The organism is Paenibacillus sp. sgz302114 (genome assembly GCF_056120345.1).
Genome location: NZ_JBVYOI010000006.1, coordinates 123,031 through 145,107 on the forward strand (window position 1 = coordinate 123,031; position 22,077 = coordinate 145,107).

Annotated in this window: 19 protein-coding genes; 7 read left to right on the forward strand and 12 right to left on the reverse strand. The window is 53.1% G+C overall.

Annotation, left to right across the window (positions count from 1 at the left end):
• Positions 1 to 27: 27 nt before the first annotated feature.
• Positions 28 to 3,675: an Npt1/Npt2 family nucleotide transporter gene (locus AC0LWF_RS17080; protein WP_474652744.1), complete on the reverse strand. Its 3,648-nt coding sequence runs from the start codon at positions 3,673 to 3,675 to the stop codon at positions 28 to 30.
• 701 nt (positions 3,676 to 4,376) lie between these two features.
• Here AC0LWF_RS17080 and AC0LWF_RS17085 point away from each other — a divergent pair.
• Positions 4,377 to 5,087 carry a Crp/Fnr family transcriptional regulator gene (locus AC0LWF_RS17085; protein WP_474652745.1) on the forward strand — a complete coding sequence of 237 codons (711 nt, stop codon included), beginning with the start codon at positions 4,377 to 4,379 and terminating at the stop codon, positions 5,085 to 5,087.
• A gap of 158 nt (positions 5,088 to 5,245) precedes the next feature.
• Here the strand turns inward: AC0LWF_RS17085 and AC0LWF_RS17090 are convergent, their stop codons facing one another.
• Together AC0LWF_RS17090 and AC0LWF_RS17095 are read right to left on the reverse strand one after the other, a co-directional pair.
• Positions 5,246 to 5,398 carry a hypothetical protein gene (locus AC0LWF_RS17090; protein WP_474652746.1) on the reverse strand — a complete coding sequence of 51 codons (153 nt, stop codon included), beginning with the start codon at positions 5,396 to 5,398 and terminating at the stop codon, positions 5,246 to 5,248.
• 90 nt (positions 5,399 to 5,488) lie between these two features.
• Positions 5,489 to 6,193, reverse strand: a complete 705-nt coding sequence (locus AC0LWF_RS17095; protein WP_474652747.1) for a pirin family protein — start codon at positions 6,191 to 6,193, stop codon at positions 5,489 to 5,491.
• Positions 6,194 to 6,292: 99 nt separating this feature from the next.
• Here AC0LWF_RS17095 and AC0LWF_RS17100 point away from each other — a divergent pair, with 99 nt between their 5' ends.
• Entirely contained in the window at positions 6,293 to 6,601 is a 309-nt protein-coding gene (locus AC0LWF_RS17100; protein WP_474652748.1) for a hypothetical protein, read from the forward strand.
• A gap of 73 nt (positions 6,602 to 6,674) precedes the next feature.
• Positions 6,675 to 7,385 (forward strand): DUF421 domain-containing protein, encoded by a 711-nt coding sequence (locus tag AC0LWF_RS17105; protein ID WP_474652749.1) that lies wholly within the window; start codon positions 6,675 to 6,677, stop codon positions 7,383 to 7,385.
• Positions 7,386 to 7,419: 34 nt separating this feature from the next.
• Here the strand turns inward: AC0LWF_RS17105 and AC0LWF_RS17110 are convergent, their stop codons facing one another.
• Positions 7,420 to 7,656 carry a DUF6953 family protein gene (locus AC0LWF_RS17110; protein ID WP_474652750.1) on the reverse strand — a complete coding sequence of 79 codons (237 nt, stop codon included), beginning with the start codon at positions 7,654 to 7,656 and terminating at the stop codon, positions 7,420 to 7,422.
• 121 nt (positions 7,657 to 7,777) lie between these two features.
• Here AC0LWF_RS17110 and AC0LWF_RS17115 point away from each other — a divergent pair, with 121 nt between their 5' ends.
• Complete coding sequence (locus tag AC0LWF_RS17115) at positions 7,778 to 8,710, forward strand: prohibitin family protein (protein WP_474652751.1); 933 nt, start codon at positions 7,778 to 7,780, stop codon at positions 8,708 to 8,710.
• A gap of 107 nt (positions 8,711 to 8,817) precedes the next feature.
• Here AC0LWF_RS17115 and AC0LWF_RS28020 read toward each other — a convergent pair whose 3' ends face one another.
• Complete coding sequence (locus AC0LWF_RS28020) at positions 8,818 to 9,006, reverse strand: hypothetical protein (RefSeq protein ID WP_488656655.1); 189 nt, start codon at positions 9,004 to 9,006, stop codon at positions 8,818 to 8,820.
• Positions 9,007 to 9,126: 120 nt separating this feature from the next.
• Complete coding sequence (locus tag AC0LWF_RS17120) at positions 9,127 to 9,417, reverse strand: CD3324 family protein (RefSeq protein WP_474652752.1); 291 nt, start codon at positions 9,415 to 9,417, stop codon at positions 9,127 to 9,129.
• Positions 9,418 to 9,793: 376 nt separating this feature from the next.
• Between AC0LWF_RS17120 and AC0LWF_RS17125 the strand changes: the two genes are divergently transcribed.
• Entirely contained in the window at positions 9,794 to 10,360 is a 567-nt protein-coding gene (locus AC0LWF_RS17125; protein ID WP_474652753.1) for a MerR family transcriptional regulator, read from the forward strand.
• Positions 10,361 to 10,467: 107 nt separating this feature from the next.
• Here AC0LWF_RS17125 and pdaA read toward each other — a convergent pair whose 3' ends face one another.
• Positions 10,468 to 11,268, reverse strand: coding sequence for a delta-lactam-biosynthetic de-N-acetylase (gene pdaA / locus AC0LWF_RS17130; RefSeq protein WP_474652899.1), 801 nt, complete (start codon positions 11,266 to 11,268; stop codon positions 10,468 to 10,470).
• 141 nt (positions 11,269 to 11,409) lie between these two features.
• Here pdaA and AC0LWF_RS17135 point away from each other — a divergent pair, with 141 nt between their 5' ends.
• On the forward strand, positions 11,410 to 12,000 hold the full coding sequence (locus AC0LWF_RS17135; protein ID WP_474652754.1) for a DUF3238 domain-containing protein: 591 nt from the start codon (positions 11,410 to 11,412) through the stop codon (positions 11,998 to 12,000).
• 26 nt (positions 12,001 to 12,026) lie between these two features.
• On the forward strand, positions 12,027 to 12,242 hold the full coding sequence (locus AC0LWF_RS17140; protein ID WP_474652755.1) for a hypothetical protein: 216 nt from the start codon (positions 12,027 to 12,029) through the stop codon (positions 12,240 to 12,242).
• Positions 12,243 to 12,621: 379 nt separating this feature from the next.
• Here the strand turns inward: AC0LWF_RS17140 and AC0LWF_RS17145 are convergent, their stop codons facing one another.
• The 5 genes from AC0LWF_RS17145 to AC0LWF_RS17165 form a co-directional block, all read right to left on the reverse strand.
• On the reverse strand, positions 12,622 to 15,783 hold the full coding sequence (locus AC0LWF_RS17145; protein WP_474652756.1) for an alpha-mannosidase: 3,162 nt from the start codon (positions 15,781 to 15,783) through the stop codon (positions 12,622 to 12,624).
• 4 nt (positions 15,784 to 15,787) lie between these two features.
• Positions 15,788 to 18,097 carry a glycoside hydrolase family 3 N-terminal domain-containing protein gene (locus tag AC0LWF_RS17150; RefSeq protein ID WP_474652757.1) on the reverse strand — a complete coding sequence of 770 codons (2,310 nt, stop codon included), beginning with the start codon at positions 18,095 to 18,097 and terminating at the stop codon, positions 15,788 to 15,790.
• An 82-nt stretch (positions 18,098 to 18,179) separates the two neighbouring features.
• Complete coding sequence (locus AC0LWF_RS17155) at positions 18,180 to 19,841, reverse strand: type 2 periplasmic-binding domain-containing protein (RefSeq protein WP_474652758.1); 1,662 nt, start codon at positions 19,839 to 19,841, stop codon at positions 18,180 to 18,182.
• Positions 19,842 to 20,006: 165 nt separating this feature from the next.
• Positions 20,007 to 20,906 (reverse strand): carbohydrate ABC transporter permease, encoded by a 900-nt coding sequence (locus tag AC0LWF_RS17160; RefSeq protein WP_474652759.1) that lies wholly within the window; start codon positions 20,904 to 20,906, stop codon positions 20,007 to 20,009.
• A gap of 14 nt (positions 20,907 to 20,920) precedes the next feature.
• On the reverse strand, positions 20,921 to 21,826 hold the full coding sequence (locus AC0LWF_RS17165; RefSeq protein ID WP_474652760.1) for an ABC transporter permease: 906 nt from the start codon (positions 21,824 to 21,826) through the stop codon (positions 20,921 to 20,923).
• Positions 21,827 to 22,077: the final 251 nt, after the last annotated feature.

A 22,077-nucleotide genomic window follows, 5' to 3' on the forward strand; every position in this document is an offset into this window, starting at 1 on the left:
ACGCAACCGGCCACTAGCCAGCAAAATTTACAGCATGCCCCGCAGACGGTCCGCAAGCACTTGCATCATGCTTCTCAATACGCCGATATTTTGGAAGCATAGCGCAAAGACTTGGTCGCGGTGCAGCTGCAGCAGAAGCGTCCGACCTACCGCCGTACAGTCTGCTGAGCGAAGACCGCTGTCGATAACCGCCATCTCGCCGAAATACTCGCCTTCGCCAAGCGTCGCGAACGTCTCGCTGCCTTTATGAATACGAATGCTTCCTTCTATAATACCGTACAACGTATCGCCGTAATCATCAACTCTGCAAACCGATTCACCAGGTGCATACTCCACTTCTTCCACAACCTGCGCGAGCTTAATGACATCCTCCTGCGACAACCGCGCGAACAGCTCGATCTTCTGCAGAATCAGAACCCGCCGCAAAATCGTTTCACTTTGCATCAAATGCGCATTCGTCGCCTCAGTCTCCGCCGATTCCGCCGCTGCCGCCACCTCCTGCTCCGCTTGGGATGCAGGAGCCGCCGCCGTGCGCGCCAGCTTCGAGCGCAGCCGCCGCGAGAGCAGCCGCATCATCTCAAGCGCGATGCCCGTGCGGTCGAACATGACATCGTAGAACGCAGCCGAATCGAGCCGCAAGAGCACAAGCTCTTCTTCGGCAACTACCGTCGCCGTGCGCAGTCGGTGCGTCAAAATCGCCGTCTGCCCGAACGTCTCGCCAGCGATTCGCTCGTTCACCTTCTCGCTGCCTTGGTACACGGCGGTTCTACCGCCGCGAATGATATACAGAGCGTCGCCGGGATCACCCTGACGGAACACCGTGCTGCCCTGCGGATAGACAAGCTGCTCCATCCGCAGCGCAAAAGCTGCCAGCTCTCTGCCCGTCAGTCCTTCAAACAGCGACACCTTCTTCAGCATCTCGATGCGCTCCATCTGATCGCCTAGCCATGCCTCGTCCACCTGCGCCGCCGCTGTCGCATCGCCTGAGTCTCCTGCATCAGCTCCGGTCGCCTTCCCGAGGTCAATCCGCTCGCCGCGCCTTGCCGCAGCGAATTGAATGACCTGGCACAGCCACTCATCGCCCTGATCGTAGAGCCAGTCCAAATTCGGCAGCGACTGCTCGCGCGAAGCTGCCGCACCAGCGCCAGCCCCTGCCGCACTCGGCGCTATAATCCGAGGCGCAGCCATTAGCTTCGCCAGCTCCATCCGCAGGTTGCCCTGAACGAGCTGATCGATCACTTCCGCCGCATTCGCCTGCTGGCGCGCCTGCCCCTCCGACCAGTTCACGTATACCGCACTAATCGTGCTTGCATCATACATAAAGCCAAGCAGCAGGAAGATTCGCTTGATCATCTCAAGCCGCGACTGCTCAATCGCTTCGGCAATCTCGCCGTAGCCTTCAGCCCCGCCCATATCCCGCTGATAGGCGGTAAACTTCCAGTACAGATCGAGTTCTAGATAGATATGCATCTCAATTCGCTTCGCATCGATATAAGAGATGCCCTTGCGCATGCGAGCCATCGCTTCAAGCAGCTTATCCCGCAGCTCGAAGCCCGATGCCGGATACCGCTCCACCAATGCTTCGAAGGCTGCTTGTCCGCCGATTCGCTCGAATACTTTTGGCAAATAAAGCACAAACGCGTCCACCTCGAAATACGGCGCAAGCAGCGGCAAAATCACTTTCTCCTCATAAGCCGCAAGCGCCTCCACCGCAGGCTCCCTCGTCTCATTATGCGTCAAGAGCGGCACGATGTGCGGCACAAGCTCCGTCACGCCAAGCAGCGCAGCCGATTGCACCGCATACTTACGCACCTGCGGCGAATCGTCCCTCAGCAGCGGAATGAGCGGCTTGTAGAACCCGCGGATTCCGATCTGACCGAACAGAATCGCCATCTTCGTCCGTTCGTCCTCATGCGAGCTCTCCATGAGCTGCTTCAGCGTACCGACGGCACGGAACATCCCCTCAATGCCGTAATACTTAATGAGCCCGGCAATCGCGGCGGATTTCACATCCATATCCTCCGCGCTCAGCCGTGCTGTGATCTCGTCAAGATACTCTTCCTTCGCATACGCGGACAACGCCAGCACTGCTCCAGCTTGCACGAGGCTGTGACCCTCTTGCTGCATTTGCGCAAGCAGCGTCTCTTCCTGTCCTGCCGGACGGACCTGCTCCATGTACCGAAGCGCCTCCACGCGCACCTCTTGCGCCGGATGCTGAAGCAGTCCTTCCATATGCGGCATCAGGTCAAACCCGTCTACCTCTTGCAAAATCTTCAGCGCATACAGCACCTGCCCCTTCTCGGGATTCGCCAGCGTACCTGTCAATACTGCCAGACTGGCAGGGTCCATCAGATCGAGCTGCCTCTCCTGCAGATCATGCCCCCTTGCCTTCAATGTCGACAAGAGCGCCTGCAAGTAAGCCCCCTTCACCTTCACCGCAGCAAAGATGCATACGGTCAGCAGTGCTAGAATGACATAGCTGAACTGCGGTGTCGTCAGCAGCTGAGACAGAGCGATAAGGCTGATCGCCGCCACTCCTTTGGCACCGTTGCGGACAATACCGTCGAGGAAGCTTTTTGCCTGGTTGCGCCATTCTGGAGGAACCGGAAACATAATGAGCTGATTGACCGAGGAATTGATCGTGTCGCCGAGCACCTTGTCGCTGCCCTTCACAATGACGACCATCGCGAGCACTGGCATGAGCAGCACGCCGAGACTACCTGTGAACAAGGCAATCGGGAACACCAGTATCGCCGCCATAACCCCGAACCGCGTCAGCAGCTTGCCCGCGATGAACAGCTGGACGAACAGGGCAAGGAGACCCGAAAAGCCGTAAAAGCTTCCCATAAACCCAGCGAGCTCATCATTTTCCAGCGTACTCTTCAAGATGACCTTGAACTGATAATCAATAAGCGTCAGCGTAATGACGAGCGCCGCCGACATGATTGCGACGTATTTCAGATGCGGTACGTGGTGGAACATGCCGCCTTTGCTTTCTTTTGCCGGCTGCTTCTTCTTCGCCCCGGTATTGCGCTGCTGCTTGCGGACTGCGAATACGCTCACATCCGAGCGGCGAGTCAGCTGGACAACCGCCACCAGCGCGATTAACTGCATCCCCGCATAGAAGAAGATGAGGTTCGAGGTGCCCACAAGCGGAGCGACCGCCTTTAGCCCGAAGCCGCTTACAATGCTGCCGATCAAGCCTCCGCTGCCGACGAGACCGATCGTTCGTTTCACTTTCCGCTGATCGAGCACGGAGGTCGCAAACTGCCAGAAGCAGACGACCATGAGGAAGTTGAACACGTCGTAACCGACGTAGATGACCGGATACACCCATTTGAAATCCAGTCCAACGCCTAGCCTGGAAAGAAGCGCAAGCGATGAAAGAGCAGGAATCAGCACATAGAGCAGCTGGTCCATTCGGAACCGCGGGCTGATCCGTTGAAACAGGAATCCGACCAGTATAAGCGCGGCCGATTGAGGCACGTACATAAACGACAGCTGCGAGGCGCCAAAATGGGACAAAAACAGCGCATCCGCCGCCGTTCGCCCAATCGTTGAAGCCGACGTAATGGCAAATAAATAGATGACAAGGAACAGCACCTTCGAGTATTCTTCCTTGTCCTCACCGAACCTCTGAAACGTTCGGGCAATCATCCCCGATTTGATTTTCATCCTCGCAGCTCCTTAACCTTCTCCAACATATTTCTCTATTTTATACCAAATTTCTGGTTCTAGGGAACTAGATAAAATAGAGTAGGAACTACTGTGGAGTAAAAGTTCCTGAGGCGCGCTTCGAGCGGGTTGAGCGAGGGGAAGATAGGCAGCATAGTCACGTTGACTAATCTAAAATTTGAAGATTATACTGTACTGAACGAGGACTCAAAGAAGCAGTTCGTCGTGAAGACCTCGGACGGATACTTCCTGTTAACCAATGATCAACAAAAATGGAACTGCCCTCTCAGGCAGTTCCATCATGCATCATATATTGTGCGCTAATCGTTTGTCGATGTATCCGATTCTTCCTTCTCCGTTAGCTCCCCTGGCGAGACAAAGCCGGGATCGCCGACTTTGCAGTCCTCACAGATCCAGTTCCGTCAGACCTCACCATGACCGTTCACCTTTTTGCATACCTCGCATGTAATGGTCCGCATCTTCAGTCCCCTTCCAGACGGATTGACGTGTAAGTTCCATGTTCTACAACGTCTATTAAAGCATAGCAACTCCAAACCCGCTGTGATGTTGATCACAACCAGGCCAGATTATATTATCGAATCAGTCCGCGTTAACAAAGTTCTGTTTGTGTGACTTCCATCACAGCTCAGAGTTGTGATTTGAATTATGATATAGGCAAAGCGTTTTCGGGAGGGCTAAGCTTGGTAAACGGACAAAACGTAGAAACGTCGAACACGGCGTGCTTCTCAAGCGGACAGCTTGCCAGAATGAAATCCGCAATGCAGAAAAGCAAGCTTGCTGCAGGCTCATACGTATACAGGGAAGGCGATCCGGCAGATAAGCTCTATTTTCTACTTCATGGCAGTGTACGGATCACGAAAGCGACTGACGATGGGAGACAACTGACCATCTACTTGCATCGCGATGGCGATTTGTTCGGTCAGATCGATCCGTTCAACGAATCCGCTCACTCGTTCGGTGCAGTGGCGCTAGAAGATGCAACAATCGGAATGATCCCGCGCAAGGCTTTGGAATCACTGGTGTCGCAATACGGGGATTTTGCCGTGGAATTTATGAAGTGGATGGGTCTCATGCATAGACTGACGCAGACGCGTATTCGCGATTTGATACTATTCGGGAAGACAGGAGCGCTATGCTCGATGTTGATTCGGCTCGGTAACACTTATGGTGTAGAGATAGAAGGACGCCTCAAAATTACCAAGAAGCTGACCAATTCGGAGCTGGGCGATATGATCGGAACAACTCGCGAGAGCATCAACCGGATGTTGAGCGATTTGAAGAAAGATCAGGTCATTTCAAGTGATAAAGGATATCTGGTCATTGAGAACATTCAACATTTGCGCGATTTGTGCTACTGCGAGAATTGCCCAAAGGAAATTTGCCGCGTATAAAAATATAAAAAAGGCGTGCTCAAATGCACGTCTTTTAAGCAATTAAACGCCACCCCGACCAACCGACGAAAAAAAAAGCACAGCCCCGGCCTTATGCGGAGTCCGTGCTCTAAAGTTTCATCCTATCCCATTACTCGCAATTGCCCACTACTTGTTCTCTACTGCTCGCCCTGCGACTCGAACCGCTCCGCGGAAGTCTGATACGCGACAATAACGATGTTGTTGTCCGATGTCAGCTGCCTCAGCTCTGCTTCAAGCTGCTGCAGACGCGCTAGTGCTTGGCCGTCCAGCTGTGCCGGTCTGTAATTCAAGAGAATCCCCTCCATTTACTAGAGTGATAGATACTCCCTATTGTTGACGGCAGCGGAGCAACTTATGCAGCCCTTATGGCCAGCCAATTGTTACGGCAAATCAATCAGCATGAACTGCCCGCCGTTCTCCGACGTGATCGCAAGCTCGGTTACATCCGTTATGCGCGCTGCATCGCTGCGGTTCAATCGTTCCGATCCATTCAGCGTAATGTCGCCGCTAATGACAAACAGGTAGATTTTGCGGTCAGGCGCTTGGTTAAAGGTAACGGTCTTGCCTGCTTCCGGCTTCGACAGGTAAATCGTTAGATCCTGATGGATGGTCGTGATCGACTCGCCTTGGATGCTCTTCGATACGATTGGAAGCAGCGCATTAACCATAGCGTTCTGATCGAATGCCTTCTGCTCATATGATGGCGTAAGCCCCTTCTCCTCCGGGAGGAACCACAGCTGCATAATGTTCGCAACTTCCGTGCTCGACGGATTGACTTCGGAATGCAGGATGCCCGTTCCAGCCGTCATCCGCTGCACTTCGCCCACACGCAGAACTTCTTTGCCGCCCGTGTTGTCCTCATGTGCCAGCTCGCCGCTAATGACTACCGTGACGATCTCCATATCGCGGTGCGGATGTGTTCCGAATCCTTTGCCAGGTTGAATATAATCCTCGTTAAATACCCGCAGCGGGCCAAAATTCATGTTGTTCGGATCGTAATAATCCGCAAAAGAGAAACTAAAATTAAACTGGAGCCAGCCCATATCACCCGAGTAACGCGATGAAGCCGGATACGTCGTAATCATAAATAGAACACCCCTTTATATAATTGAAATTTTGTATATCTACTTACTTTATGTAAGTATAATAGTGTGCTATAGTAAGCTTGTCAAGGAGGGATCGCTATGGATCATTTGTACATTCGCCACACCGTTGGCGGCCGCTTATTTCTCGATTCGAAGAAGCATGAAGTGAGCTTTTCCATTACGCCTGCGAGCGACCGCGAAGGCTGGAAGCTGACCATCGACCTGGCAGATACTGCAATTGCGGAGGACATCTGTCGTCACAACGATGAGCTGAATATCTTCTTGATTGAGAGCGGCACCGTCGACAAGAAGACATGGTATTATTCTACACACGGAATCGTCGATTATAACAACGCCGAAGCGAAACTAACGATTCACGCCGATGGCAAAATAGACTACGACGTCTAAACCGGATGACACTTCGGACTCGCGGTTACACTAGTGGAACACTCTGTTAGCTGCGAGGAGTACAACAAGCCCAATGAATACAACAGTCGAGACGATCATCCGCTCTATCGCCGCATTCGTTCTTATCATGATCATTGCGCGCATTATCGGAAAACAAACGTTAACCCAGTTAACCTATCACGACTTCGTATCCACCATTACACTCGGGGCCATTACAGCGAATTTGGCGTTCAACACCGATCTGAAATCGTGGAACCAAATTACAGCCCTGCTGACTTTCAGCGGAATTGCTTTCCTTATTGCATTCGTCTCCCTTCATAGCCGTTATCTGCGCAAATGGTTGTCCGGCAAGCCGACGATCATGATCGAAAACGGCAAAATCCTCGAGCACAACCTTCGCAAGCTGCGCTTCTCGCTCGATACGCTCAATCAGGAGCTGAGGGAGAAAGATATTTTCGACATTCATGAAGTCGAGTATGCGGTATTGGAGCTGAACGGCAAGCTGTCGGTGCTGAAGAAGCCGCAGTTCCGTCAGGTGACGAAGAAGGATCTAGGCGTGAAGACGCCTGCTGAGAGCCACTTCCCCGTCGAGCTCATTATGGACGGCAAGCCCGCCATTACCAATATGGAGAACAGCGGGCTTGATATGGATTGGTTAAACAAGCAGATGCGGCGCCGTGGACTGACGCTTGACGACGTGTGTTATGCCGTGCGTGGAACCGACGGTTCCGTATACTTCGATCTGTACCATGATCAGCTTAAACATCCCATAAACTCGGAATAGGGCTCGTGTTGCGCCTAATAGCTCTCGCTCCGTCTTATGTCCACGCCCAGAAAAATCCGTCCCGCTCCCAAGCTGCGCGCCCGCCGTGCAGCTTTTTAAATGCCTTCTTCACTTCTTTGTCAATCGACTCATTGCCGTTCTCATTCACGTAGATGAAATGCTCGCCGTAATGCGCTTTAATATGCGCGACGACTTGCTCCTGACGCAGAATGCCCACCGCTTGCAGCTCCTTCATCATCCATTCCGCCACTTCCTGTGCTGTATGCTCCATTGCCCTGTTCCCCTTCCTCTCGTGCTAAATCTATTGTTACCATTGCCTCGATAATCCGTATGTATCCATAACAAACGCATACCTATGAGTATCAAAAAAACGATTGTGGAGGGGTTCATGCATGCATGTCGTCGAACCGAATACGAAGAAAGTGAACTTTAAGCCTTATATCTGGCTTTCGGCTCTTGTCGTCGTCGGCCTCATTATCGCTTTTAACGGCTTTGCCACCGTCCAATACGGCAACGTCGGCTTATACAAAACGTTCGGCAAACTGAATAATAACATACTAGCGCCAGGCATTCATATGAAAATCCCGTTCGTGCAGAGCATTATCCAAGTGAACGTGCAGGTGACCAAGGCCGAGACCGATACGTCGGCTTCCTCCAAAGACCTGCAGCCGGTGTCCACGCATGTCGCCGTTAACTACGCTGTTGATAAAGCGGCTGCTTATAAGCTGATGAACAACGTCGGAGGCTCCTTCGATAACGTCATCGTTAATCCGGCGATACAGGAGATTGTGAAGGAAGTGACGGCACGGTACCCGGCGGAGGATCTGATTGCCAAGCGTGACATCGTTGCAGGCGAAGTGCGGGAGCATCTAACGACGCGGCTCGCCAAATACAACCTTATCGTCGCCGATATTAACATCGTGAATTTCAAGTTCTCGGATGCGTTCAATCAATCGATTGAGGCGAAGCAAGTGGCGCAGCAGCAGGCGTTGAAGGCGGAGAACGATCTCAAGCGTGTGCAGATCGAAGCGAAGCAGAAGGTCGCGCAGGCGCAGGCGGAAGCGGAATCGCTTAAGCTGAAGAAACAGGAAGTGACGCCGGAGCTCGTTCAGCTGAAGCAGATCGAGGTGCAGGAGATGGCGGTCGATAAGTGGGATGGTCGTCTGCCGAGCGTAACAGGCGGTGCGACGCCATTCATTGATGTGAATTCGCTGGCGGGCAGCAGCAGAGCCGCGAGCGAGCCAAGTGTGAGCGCGAACGCTTCAGATAAAGCAGCGGATGATGCAGCCGCTTCGGATAGCGCGAACGCGAACGAGAGCAAATAGCCTTAGTGGAGGGAAGACGGTACGGCACCGTCGTACCGCGCGAACAGCAAAAGCGGCGCAGGAGTTTGATCCTGCGCCGCTTTTCGTTATAAATCAGATACTGCATCCTACGACTGAGTACCGTCCAGCTTCGCTTGGGACGCATTACGGCAAAGCTTGCATACTTTTATAATTTTTCCGTCCGTTCTGGACCGGGAGTATAGCAGCTTGATTCTGGTCGTCCCGCATGCTGGACATGTTCCGCGCCCGTGGGACGGAGTGTTCCAGAGCGATTTTCCGCGTGTCGTTTTCGGCATGGTGTTGCCCCCTCATCAATCATTTATTCATATGAATAAGGTTATTATAGGGGATGGCTTTATCTGGATATATATAACAAATGGTTAGAGCTATTTATGGCATAAAAAAAGTCGCATCCATTAGTCCGATGCGACTTTTGCCGGTTTGCTCCGGTTATAGACAATTTTTTTGATACTATCGCAAGAGAGACAATAGCGTGACGAAAGCTCGTCTATTGTGACGCCAGCGGAGAACTGTTGGCATATTTCTTCGTTTCTGCGCCTCAACATCTGCTTGCTGCCGGAATTTTCTCCCCATTGCTTCTTCGAACCTTCAGGCGTTGGAATGTAAACCATGCCGCCGCTCACATACTTCTGTATTTCCTTCAACAACTCTGCTGGGAAAATAACATCTGCTTTTATATATTTCATATTCGCTCTGCTCCTTAAAATAAATTCTTTAAGGTAGCAAAGTCTATCCTATAAACTAGGCGGTAGATCTTGCGAAGCTCCATACAAACAACCGCTGTTGTTTATAGTGTAGACCTTGCATAGAGCTTCCAGTCAATCGTGACATATACGCATACCCTCCTCTCATTCAATCAGAATCGGTAATTTTTCCTACTATTTCCATTGTTCTCATTCGCCATCTCCGCATGATCTCCTGCTTCTACTCCTTATCCAACGCAATAACTAGCGCAAAACCACTATGTTTAGCGAATGAGCACTTCCTTTGTCACCCGTGCAGGGACACGCATTTATAGCTCGAATACTTCGTTATATACCACATCTGAACGGAGTGATTGGAATGATGGAACTTGTTAAAAGCAAGGATGCAGCTGAGTCGCTGAACGTGAGCCAAACAACGGTCAAACGCTGGGCCTCCCACTTCCCGCACTACTTCCAAAAGGACCGCTTCGGACACTATATCTTCACGCAGCAGGATCTTGCCATGCTCGGACTAATCAAAACAGCGCTCGAGAATGGCGAGACGATGGATCAGATCGTATTGCCTGAACCGGAGCAGGCTCAAGCGCAGGCAGCGCAGCAGCCCATGAATCAAGCTATGCTGGAGGTCGCAGTCTCAGTCGCGGCTCCCGAGGAAACCGAACTGCTGGCGCGCATCCGCACGGTCGAGCGCAAGCTGGAGCAGAAGGCCGACGAAGTCGTCGCCGCCCAAGTGCTTCAGCACCGCGAGGAGCTTGACGAGCTGCGCCGCATGGTCGAGCAGCTTGCCGCGTCGTTCGAGACGGCCCGCAAGCCAGCGTCCCCGATGGCGGAGCTCGGCGACGCTGCCGCTGAAACAGCTGCAGCCTCAGCCGGCCTGCCTTCGCGCAAGCGCGGCTTGTTCCGATCGTTATTCGTCTGGTTCTAGAACTAGAGAACTCTTTTCCGCTATGTTTGACGAAGAAGCTTAACCGTATAAATAGCCCGGTCCTCCTCGCAGTAGGAGTACCGGGCTTACTATTTTGCCACCAATAATTAATAACTCTTCGTCGCAAGCTCATTCAGCGGCTTGAACGTATAGCCCTGCTGCCGCGCTGCATCGATAATCTGGCTGAGTGCTTCCGTGTTGTCCTTCGAGACAGAATGCAGCAGAATTACCGCACCTGGATGCAGCTGCTTCATCACATTGTCATACGCATAACGCCAACCCTTCTGCTCATTCGGCTCCCAGTCCCGGTAAGCGACCGACCAGAACACGCTCGTATACCCTTGCTCTTTACTTACAGCCAGCACCCGACTGTTGAAGATCCCTCTCGGAGGACGCAGATACGCCATATCCTGCTGTCCCGTCAGCTCAGCAACCGCCGTCTTCACTTTCGCAAGCTCCGTATGGATTTGACTGCTGGAAATGACGCTCATGTCCGGATGGCTCCAGGAATGATTGCCAATCAGATGTCCCTCCGCCGCCATTCGCTTCACGAGCTCCGGCTTATCCTTCACATAGTGACCGGTCACGAAGAAGATCGCCGGCACGCCTTTCTCCTTGAGCACATCTAGAATCCGGCTCGTGTAGCCGTTCTCGTAGCCGTTGTCGAAGGTCAAGTACAGCTCCTTCTGCTTCGTATCCCCTAGAAATATCGCCCCATGCTGCTCCAGGATCGGCTGGAACCCCTCCTCCTTAATGGAAGGCAGCGCACCCCCAACGCTTTTCTTAAATCCAAAATGATACGGCCCGCCATGCGGCGCACCAATCGCACTTGCGGCTGAACTCGCTAGCAGCAGCACCGCAAGCACCGCTGCTATGGTTATGCCGAGCAAGGCGCGTCGTTTTCGCATATTCATGATCATCAATTCCCACTTTCATGCTTGGCTTTGCCTGTATAAGTAGGATTTCACCGTGCTCGGAAATTTATGTGAGCCGCTGTTCTATGTTAGAATAAGCGGAGCAAATGAAGTGGAGAGAGGCGGCGTTAAACGATGGCTACAATTGTAAAAATCCGCGGCAGCGTATTTATTGGAGGGCTGCAGTGGCTTCCAGCCATAACAGATCCGGAAACTGGTATCATATATGAATATGCAGGTGATGCACGTGAATTTTCGCCAGCGACGGTCAATACGGGACGTTCCCGCGTCGAGCAGGAGGTCGTCGTTGACTTTGTGAAGCGCAAGCTGTTCACGTTCGCGAATACAGGCTATACGACTTTGCGGCAGACGATGCCTGGCGGCGTATCGGAGATGAAACAAGGCAAAGCGCCGACTGACGGGGTCACGGTAGAAGATGAAGCTTGGGGAGCGATGTCTTGCTCATTCGTCATGAAAGCGAGCGCAGCCAACCCGCTTCGTGCGGATGCGCCGACGGTGGATTACGAGCTGCACATTACTGTGCATGGCGAAGACGGCAAGGTTGAGGTGCGAGGCAGCCATGACGGCTTTCCTTGCTTCGAGTTTTATAAGCAGGTCGATTTCGGCGATTTCGAGCAGCTGTATACGCATGATTTTCGCGTGACAGGCGACACGCCGGCAGCGATGGCCGGCGAGATGGAGTACCATTTCGAACGTAATCTATAACTACTGATAAGGAAGGAATGGCGATTATGGCCTTGTACCGCCGTTTAGTGACGGATGAAGATTTCACCGAGGCGATGGAGCGCCAGTTCCGGCTTCGAGTCTACAAAGACGATCATATCGTCGATTCGGGCGGCGTCATTATCCGCTTCGACGACACCACCGTCGTCAGCCAATCCAGCGTCAGCGACGTGGCGTACCACGACCGCTCGGCCTGCGAGTTTTTTGAGATTCGGCGGCGCTAGGGACGCGACGACCAAGCGCCCTATCGTGTTGCGGCTGCTGAGAGCAGCAAGAATAAGTGAGTTTTCGCGCTTATTTGGCTGGGTTAGCGGAGTTTCGATTGAGATAAGTGTAAAAACCCACTTATTTGCAACTCAATCCCGGATAATCAGTCATTCTGCCGATAATAAGTGGTTTTTCGCACTTATGAGCAAGCATTGCCGAGGAAATGCTTCGGATAAGTGGATATTCGCACTTATTCCAGCTGGTTGGTTCCACGATCGGGATCGGAAACACCAGCCCGCGCGTTAGGCAGCAGCTGAACGCTCGGACCACAACGCCAAAAGAACCTTCAGCAGCCACGAATCACTCGCGGTGCTGAAGGTTCTTCTATTTATGCAGCTATTCCACTCTAATCGACTTGATCTCATACGGCTTGAACGTCAACGTGATCGTTCCATCCGCACTGATGCTGCACGGCTCGAGCTCTTCTTCGAGCAGGTTGACGATGCTCGCCTGCTTTATTGATGCCGGCAAGCGCAGCGTGATCCGGTCGCGGCTGCCCGTTGACTCGTAGAAGCGAATAATCGTACCCGCCCCGCGCTCCTCCTGCTTCACGGTATCGAGAATGACCGAGCGGCTGTCCAGCTCCAGCAACGCTTGTACCGACGGCAGCGCCTCTGCGTTCGTACCGCTAGCGCTCTCCGAACCCTCGCCCACAACCGCAACTGCCGGGCTGTTCAGTTCAGCTGCCCTGCGAACGACACCTGCCGAGCGCCAATCACCAGCATGCGGCAGGAGCGAGTATGTGAACTCGTGCTCGCCTTGATCCGCTGTCGCATCCGGCCATTTCGGCGCACGCAGCAGCGACAGGCGAAGCACGCTGTCCTTCACGTCATAGCCGTACTTGCAATCATTGAGCAAGCTGACGCCATAGCCGCCTTCAGAAACATCGGCCCAGCGATGGCTGCACACTTCATACTGCGCCTGCTCCCAGCTCGTATTGCGATGCGTCGGACGCTCCAAGGCGCCGAACGGAATTTCATAGGTCGCTTTCGTCGCCAGAACATCGACTGGGAACGCAACCTTCAGCAACTTATGGCTCTCGTGCCACTGTACGCGTGTCTTGAAATCAATCCGCTTCTCATTATGATACAACACCAGATCCTGCGTAATCCGCGAATCGTTCAAGCGCCATTCGAAGCGAAGAATATCAAGCGCCTCGCCGGAAACAACGACTTTCCGCTCCAGAAGCTCAGCTTCTCCCGCGCGCTGCTGCTCGTACTTCGCATCGATATCCCATGCATCCCAGTACAGCGGTCTGTCATGGAAGAATTGAAGCTCGTTCGCCTTCGCGCCTTCCGGCAGTACCTCGCGCTCCGCCGCTTTATCGAACAAGCGAGTGATCTCGCCACGCTCATTAAACTCTAGCTTGTAGTGAGGCGTTTCCCACACAGACATACAAGGCAGCTCTCCAGCGCCAACGCCAGTACCAGCACCTGCCGCTTCCTTCAACCAAATCGTCTTATAGCCAAAAGCAGGGATTCCCGTCACAGCAATCGCCAAGGCCGGCTTCAAGCCATCCGCCCCTGCGATCCAGTCCGACGCAAGCAGGTTGCCCGCATCATCGAACGCGCTCAAACCTGCCAGCTCCAGACCGCCCTCGATTAGAACGGTCTCGTCCCGCTCCCAGCCGAGGCTATTGAACACGACATACGGCGTGCCTTCGCCAGTCTCCTCAGAAGATGCCGCCGAAACCTGACCTGCAATCGCGCGAAGCGCCTTATCCAGCTCCTGATTGCCAAGCGCGAAGACCTCTCCGTATTCAGCAGCAGAGGTCACATACGATTCCGTAATCGCCGTTCCCGGAATGATATCGTGGAACTGGTTCAGCATCATCAGCTTCCAACCTTTGTTCAGCGCCTCTAGAGCCGCATCCCCGGTTACCCCTGCATATAACCTTGCGAATGTGCCCCAAATCTCAGCGTTACGGTACAGCACCTCAGCTTTGCGGTTAGACCGTTTGTTCCGTCCGTGCGTCGTGAGCGTACCGCGGTGCAGCTCCAAGTAGAGGTCGCCATGCCACTCCGGCAGCGTATCCTCAATCTTCGAGACGGACTCGAAAAATGCGCCCGCCGTACTGAAGCGGCTTACTGGAAGGCCCGGCATTAGCTCGGTGCGATGCACGAATTCCACCATCTCGCGCGTAACGCCGCCGCCACCGTCGCCATGCCCATATAGGAGCATCAGCTCGTCCAGCTTATCCTTCTGGCGGTAAGCTTCCCAGTGTTCCTTCACATCTTTGGGACGCGTATGCTCATTAACGCCGTGATTCAAGTATGAGATGATCGGGGTCCCATCGATGCCTACCCAGCGGAACAGCTCATGCGGGAACTTATTCGTGTCGTTCCAATTGAGTTTCGTCGTCATGAAATAGTCGATCCCCGCCAGCTTCAACAGCTGCGGCAGCGAAGCGCTGTAGCCGAACGTATCCGGCAGCCATTCAATGGTCGCGCGCTTGCCGAACTCCTCGCTGTAGAAGAGCTGACCGTGCAGCAGCTGACGGACGAGCGACTCCCCGCTCGGGATGTTGAGATCCGGCTCAATCCACATACCGCCGACGAGCTCCCAGCGGCCCTCTGCGATTGCCCGTTTGATCTTCGCATAGAGTGCAGGATCCTGTTCCTTCACAAAATCATACAGCAGCGGCTGGCTCTGCGAATAAACGAAGTCCGGAAATTCCTCCATCAGCGACGTCATTGTCGAGAACGTGCGGCTCACCTTACGGACCGTCTCGCGGACAGGCCACAGCCACGCAATATCAATATGCGATTGGCCGACCATATGCATCTTTCCTTGCAAAGGGCTGGCAGGGAACTGTTCGCGCACGCGTTCAGCAAGCGACTGCTCGATCTCCGCGATCCGTCCGCCTTCAATCCATTGCGCCTCAATTAAGGACTCTGTTTCTCGCATTGTTCGATATAGCAAATCCAGCATCTGCTGGCGAGCAGCATCAGCGTCCGATTCCGGCAGCAGCCGCATCGTTTCATATACAGCCTGCACGCTTCGCAGCAAGCTCTGCACCGGCTTGTTCACGCGAACAAGCGTAATGTCATACTGCGTAATCGGCTGGGCCTTCGTCTCTTGATTGTTCAGCGGATCGAACGGCTCAGGAATCGGATCGTACAGCTCAATCTCAAGCAGCGGCGTATGGCCTACTCCGTCCAAATACAGCGGTACAAAATTATGATTGCGATCCAGCCCCTGATAGGAATCACCGTTCACGCGCAGCAGCCCTTCCCCGCCGCCGCTAACCGTTAAACCAGCCGTTCCGTGCTCCCACTCGGCAGGAATCGTAATTTTCTTCGTCAGAAAATAAGTAATGCCATGCTTTCCGTCGAGCTTCATATCGCTCAGCAAGCTTGTCTCTTCACTGCCCTCAAGCGGCTCATATTGCCCAGGCAAAATATAGTTGACCTTCCGCATGTTCCAATCCCGAAGCGGCACCATCTCCGCCCACTGACGTTCCGATAAATTCCTTATAAACCGATGAATACGATACAATTCCTTACACCTCTTCTGCTACGACAAGCGTCGTTCGTAATACGTCTTCTACGTTCCGTCCAACCATAATTTCGAATTCTCCCGGTTCTACAACCGGCTTCAGCTGCCGATCCAGCATTTGCAGCTGTTCTCTACCAATCGTGAAGCTGACCTTACGAGTCTCTCCCGGCTCAAGCGCCACGCGCGCGAAGCCCTTCAACTCCTTCGCTGGACGCGTTATCGAGCTGACTTTATCGCCAATATACAACTGAACGACCTCAGTGCCTGCTACCGTGCCTGTATTCGTTACATTTACCGTCGCGACAGCCTCGCCGTCCACTGAGATCTGCTCCGAAGACAGCGTCAAACCGCTGTACTCGAATGTGGTGTAGCTCAGTCCGTAACCGAACGGATACCGAGGCTTCACATCCATCTCCAGGTAACGCTTGCCCCGGCTGCGCTTGCCGTAGTAGTACACCGGAAGCTGACCGACGTGCTTCGGTACAGAGATCGTCAGTCTGCCGGACGGATTCACATCCCCGAACAGAATATCAGCAAGCGCTGCGCCGCCCTCTTGGCCCGGATACCAAGCTTCTACAATGGCATCGGCATGCTCGTCAATCCACGGCTCCACAATTGGGCGGCCGTTAATGTACACCACGATGAGCCGCTTGCCGAGCTGATGAATGGCCTGTGCCAGCTCCAGCTGTACGCCCATAAGATGAAGGCCCGTGCGATCAATGCCTTCCCCGCACTCCATTTCGCTCTGCGCAAGTCCCGACACGACCGAAGCGCCTGTGCGCAGGTCGATCGTTCCTTCGCCGAAGTCGCGCGCGCTGGACCCGCCAAGCGCAAGCACGACGACATCCGCCTGCTCCGCCGCTGCGAGCGCAGAAGCGAAGCCCTCGCGGGAGTCTCCTTGAATGCGGCAGCCCGGCGCTAACAGCACACGGTCCGCTCCGTTCTCGCCAAGCGTCTCCCGGATTCCGCCAAGCAGCGTAACGATGTTCTCCCGCGGCTGCGGTGACGTGTAATCCCCCAGCTGATTGTAGGTATTGTCCGCGTTCGGACCGATGACCGCAATCTTGCCAGTTCCCGCTTTCGAGAGCGGAAGCGCGCTTGCCTCGTTCTTCAGCAACACAATACCTTGACGCGCAATCTCCCGCGCCAATTCGCGATGCTCCTTGCAGCCGATAATCCGCGCAGCTAGCGCTGGATCTACATAAGGGCGATCGAACAAGCCGAGCTTGAACTTCGCCGCAAGCACTCGGCTTGCCGCACGGTCCAAGTCCGTTTCCGTAATTAGTCCCTGCCCCAGCGCCTCCTGCAGATGAACGCCGAACATCGCCCCGGACATCTCCATATCAATGCCCGCCTTCAGCGACATCGCTGACGCTTCAGCGCCATCCTTCGCGACATCATGGCCCCACGCTAGCATATTGATGGCGCCGCAGTCCGTAATGATGAACCCGTCGAAGCCCCACTCCTCACGCAGCAAGCCGTTCAGAAGCTCGTCGTTCGAGGTGCATGGCACGCCGTCGATCTCGTTATATGCTGGCATAATCGACATCGCGCCCGCTTCCACGCCTTTGCGGAACGGGTACAAGTCGACCTCATGCAGCTCCCGCTTGCCGATATGCGCAGGACCGGCATTGCGTCCGCCCTCCGAAGCGCCATACGCAACAAAATGCTTCAACGTCGCAATCAAGCTGCCTTCGCCATCAAGCCGATCTCCTTGCAGCCCTTGAACGGATGCCGTCGCCAGCTCGCCAATCAAATAAGGGTCCTCGCCGAAGCACTCCTCCGTACGACCCCAGCGTGGATCGCGAACGACGTCGAGTACGGGCGAATAGGTCGCCGCCCCGCCTTGGCTGCGCGTCTCAAGCGCAACTGCGCGGCACATCTCCTCATATAGCGGCACATTCCACGTGCTGCCAATCAACAGCGGAACCGGGAATACCGTCGCGCCAATCGCCATATGGCCGTGCGAGCATTCTTCCCCGAACAGAATCGGAATGCCGAGCCTGGACTCCTCCACTGCGTAACGTTGGATTTCATTGACCGCACGCACGCCTTCCGCCGGGGACAGCCCATTCTCAAGCGTCACTTCCGTCCACGGATCCGCACGAAGCGTACCATAGAGCGAGCCGATGCCGCCCTTGCGAACCTGCTCTTGAAACTCAGCGCTGAGCGCAATGGCGCCGCCTTGCTGCTTCTCGTACATTTTCCAACCGAAAGGCTGCGTCAGCTGACCGATCTTCTCCTCCGTCGTCATTCTCGACAGCAGATCCTTCACCCGCTCCGCAGGTGGTTGCGCCGCATCCTTGTATCGCATAATCGCTCTCCCCATTCTCCCCAAAATAATGACAGAAGGAAGTATGCCTGATGGCATACTTCCCGATCTGCCCTAACTATTGTTACTTCTTCTCGATCGCGTTTTGATAGATCTGGATATACTGCTCAAGGTTCAGACCGTCGAACCCTTTCACATAACCATCCCAGTCTTTCTCAATGTCCTTATCGCCGATAATGAACTGCGCCATGTTGGAGTTAACATAATCCTTGATGGATGTCGCCAGCTGTGCAATTGTATCCGTGTCTTCCGGTTTCACATAGGCGCCAGACGGATACGTTTCCTTCGGTGCATAAGGTGCATAAGCTGCCGTTGCGTCAGCAAGACGCTTCTCGTAGCCTGCGCCTGTCAGCGGGTCTTGAGCCGTTGCGAACAGATCACGGAATTCTTTCGACAGATCTTTCGGTCCAAGCAGCGACCAGCTGTCATTGCGTACAACATTCTCGTCTTGCTTTTGCAGGTTAGAGAAGCTGTATTTAGCAGGCTGACCTGTAATATTCAGTTCACCAGCGTCAGCTTTCTTCCAGCCAATGCCTTCCTTCTGGCCGTATTCGCTGAACAGGGCGCCTTCTTCGCTGTATGCATAATCTGCGATTTTGATCGCAGCAATTTGCTGCTCTTCGCTTGCTTTGTTCGTAATTGCCATTGGGAATTCGCTGATGCCTTGCGACATACCAGCAAGCTGTACGCCTTCAGGTCCTTTGACCGGAGGCACGATAACCCAGTGCTTCTGACGCTCGTCTTTATCTTCATAAGCTTTAACAAGGTAGCTGATAAGCGCTGTCGTGATAGAGCCGACGATTTCGTCGCCCTCACGCTGGCCAAGCTGACCAACCGCTTGGTCGTTCTGTGTGAATGCCGCTTTGTCGATCAAGCCTTCGCTGTACAGCTTGTGCATGTAAGCGAGACCTTCTTTCCAGCCCGGCTTATTCGCGGCAAAATCAACTTTGCCGTCTGTTACAGTCAAATACTTGTCATTGTCGTTGTAAATAAAGGAGTTCATGATGAACGCATCGATGTTGCCGTTCCAAACCGATTTGTTTGGTGCGCCAGTAAGCGGAATTTCGTCTGCTTTACCGTTGCCGTTAGGGTCTTGCGTCTTGAATGCTTTGAGCACAGTATATAGTTCATCCGTCGTTGTAGGCACTTTCAAACCAAGCTTGTCGAGCCACGCTTTGTTCATCCAGTACTTCTGCGAGAACGTACAGTGGTAGCACTCGTTAAGACGCGGGAGGCCGTAGATATTGCCGTCTGGCGCTGTCATCGCTTCTTTCATGTAAGGCTTTTTCTCCATCATGGCCTTAATGTTCGGCGCATACTTGTCAATCAGATCGTTAAGCGGAATGAGCACGCCTTGTTTGCCGTAAGTCGTCAAATCCGAAGTCGTGAATTTACCCTCAAGGAATACTTCCGGGTAGTCGCCGCTCGCAAGCAGCAGCTGTCTGCGGTCAACAAGCGCGTCCGTTGGCGCAAGGTCCCACTTAATTTTGACGCCAAACTTCTGTTCGATCAGCTTCGTATATTCGTTATCTTCAAGCGGTGCTTTGCCTTGTGGAGCGAAGAAGCCAAGATTTACTGGCTCAGTAGACGTCTCATTCGATGCTCCGGCATTGCTGCTCTTATCTGTGTTTGATGATGTGTTGTTGTCTTTGCTGCTGCCACATGCGGACAGTACGATGCTGCTAATTAGTATAAGCATTAACGATACCAAGATTGACTTTTTCAAAGCGCTTCCCCCTTGTGATTGGTCTAAAGTTTGCTGCACCTGCCTTGAAGTCGCCTTCAGACAGTTCCCCCTGCTTCTTGTAACAATCAACTTGACTAATGATACAGGCGCTTCCGCGCTGCCAACCTCACCTCCAGCCAGAATTCACATGAGCTGCTATGATAATCAGCCCTTCAAGGAGCCGATCATAACCCCTTTAACGAAATGCTTCTGCACGAACGGGTACATAATGAGCACCGGCACGCAGGCAACGACGATGAGTGCATATTTCAACACTTCTTCAAAGCCTTTGTCCCGCAAGCTTTGGGCGGTATTCGCCAGCATTTCCGGATCGGCCGCATTCAGAATGAGCAGGTTACGCAGCACATACTGCAGCGGGAATAGATTCTCTGATCTTAGATAGATCAGTGCATCGAAGTATGCATTCCAATGTCCAACCGCATACATAAGCGTCATAACCGCTAGTATAGGCTTGGAAAGCGGCAGCGCGACGCTCCACAGGTAACGCATATCTCGGCAGCCATCCATTTGGGAAGCTTCCTGCAGCTCCGCCGGAATGGAAGACATGAAGAATGTTCTTGCAATGATAACCTGGAAGATTGAGAATGCTCCTGGAAGCCACAGCGCCCAGCGCGTATCTAGCATGTGTAAATTTTTTACCAAAAGGTAAGTTGGTATGAGTCCGCCGCTAAAAAACATCGTAATCATCATTAGAAGCATGAAGTACTTGCGGCCTGGCATCGTCCGCTGCGAGAGCGGGAAAGCCATTAATACGGTAAATGCAACGTTGATGAACGTACCGACTGCCGTGTAAACAAGGCTGTTATAGAAGCCTCTCATCAGCTGCGTACTTTGGAAGATCGACTTGTAAGCCCTTGCCGAGAACTCAACGGGGTACAGCCAGACCTTGCCGGACACGACCGCATCAGGCGAGCTAAAAGACGAGCTTAAAATGTACAACAACGGGTAAAGGACCGTCAGTGTCAACAGGCCAAGCAATGTGTAGATGATGCCAAGTAGAACGCGATCGCCGAACGGTTCTCTGATTTTTTGTTGAATTAGCATGTTCGTCCGCCTTTCTACCACAAACTGTTTTCAGAAACTTTACGAGCAATTGCATTGACAACGATGAGCAAAATCAAGTTGATAATCGAGTTGAACAATCCGACCGCGGAGGAGAAGCTGAAGTTCGCCCCGAGCAGACCCACCTTGTACACATAAGTGGAAATAACCTCGGATGTACTCATGTTAAGCGGATTTTGCATCAAATAGATTTTCTCGAATCCGACCGCCATTACGTTACCAAGGCTTAGAATGAGCATCGTGACGGTAATCGGGATAAGTGTCGGCAAATCGATATGAAGGATCTTCTTGAACCTGGATGCACCGTCCATGCGCGCTGCTTCATAGAGCGAAGGATCGACGCTTGAGAGCGCTGCGATATAGATGATGGAAGCATACCCCATCTCCTGCCACACACCCGACCAGACATAAATCGATTTGAACAACCCCGGCTCACCCAAGAAGTTGATATTCGAGAAGCCAAGGAAACTGAAGATATGATCCACGACGCCGACATGCGGCGAAAGCATTAAGATAATGATGGATACCATAACGACCGTCGAAATAAAGTGAGGCGCGTAGGTAATCATTTGGACCGATCTCTTGAAGAGGCCTGTCCGCACTTCATTCAGTGCAAGCGCCAGTAGAATCGGCACCGGGAAGCCAGCTATTAAAGAATAGAAGCTGATGAGCAGCGTGTTCTTAATGAGCAGCGGGAAGTTCGGCGAGTGGAACAAGTTTTCGAAGTGCTTGAACCCAACCCACGGGCTGCCCATGATCCCTTTAATGATGTTAAAATCTTTGAACGCGATGATTACCCCGAACATCGGGATATACTTGAAAATAATAAGATAAGCAACCGGAAGCAGGACGAGGAGATACAGTTCCCAGCTTCGCTTTACTCGAGTCCATGTCTGAACCATCGGCATAACCCCTTCAGTCAGTATCGTTCACTTCTTGTGTAGCTCGATGATAGCCCGTCCATCGCAGTGGCAGCAATTCGTAAGATTCCGTAAATCCACGATTTTCGCAAAACGCGTCAAATCAAGCTTTTTAGCACTGCGAAAGATGTGTACTCCTCTTTTTTCTACAGAACATGATTTTCTCTAAGGCATGACCTAACAGCAAAAAAACCTTGGAGCCGCCTGCTGTTGCTGGCATAACCCCAAGGTTC

What these genes read in the sequence shown, in the direction of transcription:
- AC0LWF_RS17160 (WP_474652759.1), bottom strand. Translation starts at nt 20,906, where the DNA reads ATGCTAATTCAACAAAAAATCAGAGAACCGTTCGGCGATCGCGTTCTA.
- AC0LWF_RS28020 (WP_488656655.1), bottom strand. Translation starts at nt 9,006, where the DNA reads ATGCCGAAAACGACACGCGGAAAATCGCTCTGGAACACTCCGTCCCAC.
- AC0LWF_RS17080 (WP_474652744.1), bottom strand. Translation starts at nt 3,675, where the DNA reads ATGAAAATCAAATCGGGGATGATTGCCCGAACGTTTCAGAGGTTCGGT.
- AC0LWF_RS17115 (WP_474652751.1), top strand. Translation starts at nt 7,778, where the DNA reads ATGCATGTCGTCGAACCGAATACGAAGAAAGTGAACTTTAAGCCTTAT.
- AC0LWF_RS17150 (WP_474652757.1), bottom strand. Translation starts at nt 18,097, where the DNA reads ATGCGATACAAGGATGCGGCGCAACCACCTGCGGAGCGGGTGAAGGAT.
- AC0LWF_RS17165 (WP_474652760.1), bottom strand. Translation starts at nt 21,826, where the DNA reads ATGGTTCAGACATGGACTCGAGTAAAGCGAAGCTGGGAACTGTATCTC.
- AC0LWF_RS17095 (WP_474652747.1), bottom strand. Translation starts at nt 6,193, where the DNA reads ATGATTACGACGTATCCGGCTTCATCGCGTTACTCGGGTGATATGGGC.
- AC0LWF_RS17125 (WP_474652753.1), top strand. Translation starts at nt 9,794, where the DNA reads ATGATGGAACTTGTTAAAAGCAAGGATGCAGCTGAGTCGCTGAACGTG.
- AC0LWF_RS17110 (WP_474652750.1), bottom strand. Translation starts at nt 7,656, where the DNA reads ATGGAGCATACAGCACAGGAAGTGGCGGAATGGATGATGAAGGAGCTG.
- AC0LWF_RS17100 (WP_474652748.1), top strand. Translation starts at nt 6,293, where the DNA reads ATGGATCATTTGTACATTCGCCACACCGTTGGCGGCCGCTTATTTCTC.
- AC0LWF_RS17140 (WP_474652755.1), top strand. Translation starts at nt 12,027, where the DNA reads ATGGCCTTGTACCGCCGTTTAGTGACGGATGAAGATTTCACCGAGGCG.
- AC0LWF_RS17135 (WP_474652754.1), top strand. Translation starts at nt 11,410, where the DNA reads ATGGCTACAATTGTAAAAATCCGCGGCAGCGTATTTATTGGAGGGCTG.
- pdaA (WP_474652899.1), bottom strand. Translation starts at nt 11,268, where the DNA reads ATGCGAAAACGACGCGCCTTGCTCGGCATAACCATAGCAGCGGTGCTT.
- AC0LWF_RS17120 (WP_474652752.1), bottom strand. Translation starts at nt 9,417, where the DNA reads ATGAAATATATAAAAGCAGATGTTATTTTCCCAGCAGAGTTGTTGAAG.
- AC0LWF_RS17105 (WP_474652749.1), top strand. Translation starts at nt 6,675, where the DNA reads ATGAATACAACAGTCGAGACGATCATCCGCTCTATCGCCGCATTCGTT.